The organism is Parasediminibacterium schistidii, assembly GCF_046546515.1.
Lineage (GTDB): Bacteria > Bacteroidota > Bacteroidia > Chitinophagales > Chitinophagaceae > Parasediminibacterium.
The window spans coordinates 1-5,564 of record NZ_JBKHKJ010000068.1 but is presented as its reverse complement, the minus strand read 5'-3'; the positions used below and the strand labels follow the sequence as shown (position 1 = coordinate 5,564).

The 5,564-nt window shown below is 47.3% G+C and carries 2 tRNA genes and 3 rRNA genes; all 5 read left to right on the top strand.

The features are described from left to right. Positions 1 to 372: 372 nt before the first annotated feature. A 16S ribosomal RNA gene (locus tag ACHFIY_RS19010) occupies positions 373 to 1,895 on the top strand. Positions 1,896 to 2,003: 108 nt separating this feature from the next. Then, a tRNA-Ile gene (locus ACHFIY_RS19005) sits at positions 2,004 to 2,077 on the top strand. Between the two features lie 105 nt (positions 2,078 to 2,182). After that, positions 2,183 to 2,256: transfer RNA gene (locus tag ACHFIY_RS19000), tRNA-Ala, on the top strand. Positions 2,257 to 2,508: 252 nt separating this feature from the next. Further along, a 23S ribosomal RNA gene (locus ACHFIY_RS18995) occupies positions 2,509 to 5,306 on the top strand. Between the two features lie 174 nt (positions 5,307 to 5,480). Then, positions 5,481 to 5,564, top strand: a 5S ribosomal RNA gene (rrf, locus tag ACHFIY_RS19370); the annotation flags it as partial.

The window sequence follows — 5,564 nt, the reverse complement described above, 5'->3', positions numbered from 1 at the left end:
CCTATATTTGCACCCCGGTTAAAAAGCTGGGAAGTTCTTTAAAGCGGTTTTGCGAGAAGGTTGATAGCTATTGAAGTAGGGTTTTAGGACAATGCGGGGAGGTTATGAGACAAGAAGCGAAACTGGTTATTTGGTTTAAAAAATTAAAATAAGAACTTGTAAAAAAGTTTTTTGTTTGAATTAAATAAAAGCCCTTACATTTGCACTCCGTTAGAAACGGTAGCACTTGAAAAAGGCTAAAAGATCTTTGAAAGTTTGGAAGCAACGAAACGCAAATTTTGAAAAAAACAGCGTAAGGTTCAATAGCGAATTTAAAACAATTAGATAGACCGTTAATTTTTAGAGATTAATAGTCAGATCAAAAACTCATTTACAATGGAGAGTTTGATCCTGGCTCAGGATGAACGCTAGCGGCAGGCTTAATACATGCAAGTCGAGGGGCAGCACGCAGCAATGTGGTGGCGACCGGCAAACGGGTGCGGAACACGTACACAACTTACCCTTCAGTGGGGGATAGCCCAGAGAAATTTGGATTAATACCCCGTAAGATATCCTGGTGGCATCACTGGGTTATTATAGATTTATTGCTGGGGGATGGGTGTGCGGCTGATTAGGTAGTTGGTAGGGTAACGGCCTACCAAGCCAACGATCAGTAGCTGATGTGAGAGCATGATCAGCCACACGGGCACTGAGACACGGGCCCGACTCCTACGGGAGGCAGCAGTAAGGAATATTGGACAATGGGCGCAAGCCTGATCCAGCCATGCCGCGTGAAGGATGAAGGTCCTCTGGATTGTAAACTTCTTTTATAGGGGGCGAAAAAAGGGCTTTCTAGCTCGTCTGACGGTACCCTATGAATAAGCACCGGCTAACTCCGTGCCAGCAGCCGCGGTAATACGGAGGGTGCAAGCGTTATCCGGATTCACTGGGTTTAAAGGGTGCGTAGGCGGGCAGGTAAGTCAGTGGTGAAATCTTGGGGCTTAACCCCGAAACTGCCATTGATACTATCTGTCTTGAATACTGTGGAGGCTAGCGGAATATGTCATGTAGCGGTGAAATGCTTAGATATGACATAGAACACCGATTGCGTAGGCAGCTGGCTACACAAATATTGACGCTGAGGCACGAAAGCGTGGGGATCAAACAGGATTAGATACCCTGGTAGTCCACGCCCTAAACTATGGATACTCGACATTTGCGATACACAGTAAGTGTCTGAGCGAAAGCATTAAGTATCCCACCTGGGAAGTACGACCGCAAGGTTGAAACTCAAAGGAATTGGCGGGGGTCCGCACAAGCGGTGGAGCATGTGGTTTAATTCGATGATACGCGAGGAACCTTACCTGGGCTAGAATGCAGTTTGACCGCGGGTGAAAGCCTGTTTTGTAGCAATACACAGATTGTAAGGTGCTGCATGGCTGTCGTCAGCTCGTGCCGTGAGGTGTTGGGTTAAGTCCCGCAACGAGCGCAACCCCTATCAATAGTTGCCAACAGGTAATGCTGGGAACTCTATTGAAACTGCCGCCGTAAGGCGTGAGGAAGGAGGGGATGATGTCAAGTCATCATGGCCTTTATGCCCAGGGCTACACACGTGCTACAATGGGGGGGACAAAGGGCTGCGACATAGCGATATGAAGCCAATCCCAAAAACCCCTTCTCAGTTCGGATCGCAGTCTGCAACTCGACTGCGTGAAGCTGGAATCGCTAGTAATCGTAGATCAGCAATGCTACGGTGAATACGTTCCCGGACCTTGCACACACCGCCCGTCAAGCCATGGAAGCCGGGTGTACCTAAAGTCGGTAACCGAAAGGATCTGCCTAGGGTAAAATCGGTAACTGGGGCTAAGTCGTAACAAGGTAGCCGTACCGGAAGGTGCGGCTGGAATACCTCCTTTTAAAGAAAACGCTGAACCTTCTTGTTCGTTGCTTCCAACTTTTAATTTTTAAAGCGCATAGATAGTTCTTTATAATAGGATTGGGAATAAATTACGTAGCCGTTATTGAGGCCCGTAGCTCAGTTGGTTAGAGCGCTACACTGATAATGTAGAGGTCACCAGTTCAACTCTGGTCGGGCCTACATTCTTCTTTGTTTTGAGTTATAAGTTCTATGTTTTAAGTTGATACATTGTATTTATGTATTGAACACAAAACTTAAAACACAAAACTTAAAACAAAAAAACTTGGGGGGTTAGCTCAGTTGGCTAGAGCATCTGCCTTGCACGCAGAGGGTCATCGGTTCGACTCCGATATCCTCCACTTCTTTTAATTACGAATTGAGAATTAGGAATTAGTAATTAATACCGCAATCGTTCTTTCAAACTTATGATGTGGCCTGTTTCGGTGGCCTACTGGTTCAAATCCAGCACATTATCTAGATTATTTTATGGATTTGTAATTCTTAATTACTAATTCGTAATTGTATCAAGTTCTTTGACATATTGGGAAAGTTAATCAAAAATACAAGAGCAATAAGTTGTTGTGTGGTTTACTGCACGATGATGTAAATTTTTTAAAGCAATTAAGGGCGCATGGTGGATGCCTTGGGTCTGAGAGGCGATGAAGGACGCGGTAAGCTGCGATAAGCTGCGGGGAGCTGCACACGAGCGTTATATCCGCAGGTTTCCGAATGGGACAACCCAGCATACTGAAGGTATGTTACCTAGCAATAGGAGCCAACCCGGAGAACTGAAACATCTAAGTACCCGGAGGAAAAGAAAACAATAGTGATTCCCTGAGTAGTGGCGAGCGAAATGGGAGGAGCCTAAACCGATGCAGCGTGCTGCGTCGGGGTTATAGGGCCGCATTTAGGGATATGTATCAAGCTGAATTACCTGGAAAGGTAAGCCATAGCGTGTGAAAGCCACGTAGGCGCAAATTACATATTTTGAGCGGTACCCTGAGTAGGGCGGGACCGGAGAAATCCTGCTTGAATTTGCCAGCACCATCTGGAAAGGCTAAATACTCCTCAGACACCGATAGTGAACCAGTACCGTAAGGGAAAGGTGAAAAGAACCCCGAACAGGGGAGTGAAATAGTACCTGAAACCGTGCGCCTACAAGCGGTCGGAGCATTGCAATATATGTGACGGCGTGCCTTTTGCATAATGAACCTACGAGTTGCTCCTCACTGGCGAGGTTAAGTTCATATTTAACGGAGCCGTAGCGAAAGCGAGTCTAAATAAGGCGAATAGTCAGTGGGGGCAGACGCGAAACTTTGTGATCTATCCATGGGCAGGTTGAAGGTGTGGTAACACACACTGGAGGACCGAACTCGTTGACGTTGAAAAGTCTTGAGATGACCTGTGGATAGGGGTGAAAGGCCAATCAAACTGAGAGATAGCTCGTTCTCCCCGAAATGTTTTTAGGAACAGCGTCGCACATAGAAGTTTATTAGAGGTAGAGCTACTGATTGGGCTAGGGGGCTTCACCGCCTACCAAACCCTGACAAACTCCGAATGCTAATAAATAGGTGCGGCAGTGAGGCTGTGGGCGCTAAGGTCCATGGCCGAGAGGGAAATAACCCAGATTAGCATCTAAGGTCCCTAATACGTGGTTAAGTTGATCAAACGAGGTGGAGTTTCTATAACAGCCAGGATGTTTGCTCGGAAGCAGCAATCCATTTAAAGAGTGCGTAACAGCTCACTGGTCGAGAGGCTCTGCACGGAAAATAATCGGGCATCAAACCACGAACCGAAGATCTAAATTCTAGCCTTGTGCTGGAGTGGTAGGGGAGCATTGAAAACTGCGTTGAAGGTGGCGGGCGACCGCTGCTGGAGTGTTTTCAAAAGAAAATGTAGGTATAAGTAACGATAAAAGGAGTGAAAAACTCCTTCGCCGAAAATCTAAGGTTTCCTGATCAACGTTAATCGGATCAGGGTTAGTCTGGTCCTTAGGCAAACCCGAAAGGGGCAGTTGATGGAAAGGAGGTTAATATTCCTCCACCTGCTATGCAATAAAAGTGACGGAGGGCCGAAGTGGCACAGGCAGACGGATGCTGAGTGGAGCCTTCGGGCAAAGCGTAGCCATGTGAGCCCTTCCAAGAAAAGCGAGCATAGCAGCCAGTACCGTAAACCGACACAGGTAGATGGGATGAGTATTCTAAGGCGCTCGGGTGAGCCGCGGAGAAGGAACTAGGCAAATTAACGCTGTAACTTCGGGATAAAGCGTACCGCAGCGATGCGGTCACAGTAAAATGGTCCAACCAACTGTTTAACAAAAACACAGGGCCCTGCAAAATCGTAAGATGACGTATAGAGCCTGATACCTGCCCGGTGCTGGAAGGTTAAGGAAGGATGTCCGGCGCAAGCCAAAGCTTCTGACTGAAGCCCCAGTAAACGGCGGCCGTAACTATAACGGTCCTAAGGTAGCGAAATTCCTTGTCGGGTAAGTTCCGACCTGCACGAATGGTCTAATGAGTTGGACGCTGTCTCCTCCGCGAGCCCGGTGAAATTGTAGTATCGGTGAAGATGCCGGTTACCCGCCACGGGACGAAAAGACCCCGTGAACCTTCACTACAACTTTGCATTGATTTTGAGCAACAAATGTGTAGGATAGTTGGGAGACTATGAAGTAGTGTCGCCAGGCATTATGGAGTCAACGTTGAAATACCAACCTTTTGTTGCTTAGGACCTAACCCCTAACGGGGGACATTGCATGGTGGGTAGTTTGACTGGGGTGGTCGCCTCCTAAAAAGTAACGGAGGCTCGCAAAGGTACCCTCAGTACGGTTGGTAATCGTACGCAGAGCGCATTAGTATAAGGGTGCTTAACTGTGAGACATACACGTCGAGCAGATGCGAAAGCAGGCTAAAGTGATCCGGTGATTCTGCATGGAAGGGTCATCGCTCAAAGGATAAAAGGTACTCCGGGGATAACAGGCTGATCTTACCCAAGAGCTCATATCGACGGTAAGGTTTGGCACCTCGATGTCGGTTCGTCACATCCTGGGGCTGGAGAAGGTCCCAAGGGTTCGGCTGTTCGCCGATTAAAGTGGCACGTGAACTGGGTTCAGAACGTCGCAAGACAGTTCGGTCTCTATCTGTGGTGGGCGCAAGTGAATTGAGTGGACATGTCCTTAGTACGAGAGGACCGGGATGTACGCACCGCTGGTGTATCTGTTATGCCGCCAGGTGTAATGCAGAGTAGCTACGTGCGGCAAGGATAAACGCTGAAAGCATCTAAGCGTGAAACCTTCCACAAGATGAGTTCACTTTTAAGGGCCGTCAGAGACTATGACGTTGATAGGCTATAGGTGTACAGTTGGCAACAACACAGCCGAGTAGTACTAATTGCCCGTAAGCTTTATTTTTTATTTTTGCTGCCGCAAGGCACAAAGATGACAACATGCTCTTTGTACAAAGATTGCTTTCTCAATATGACCTTATTTGTTGTTTTAAGTTGTAAGTTTTAAGTTTTGAGAAAAAGGCTGCGCAGCAGCTATAACACAAAACCTAAAACACAAAACTCAAAACAATCATCTTCTTATGGTGATTTTGCCGGGGGTGTTCACCTCTTCCCATTCCGAACAGAGAAGTTAAGTCCCCCATGGCCGATGGTACTCGCATCA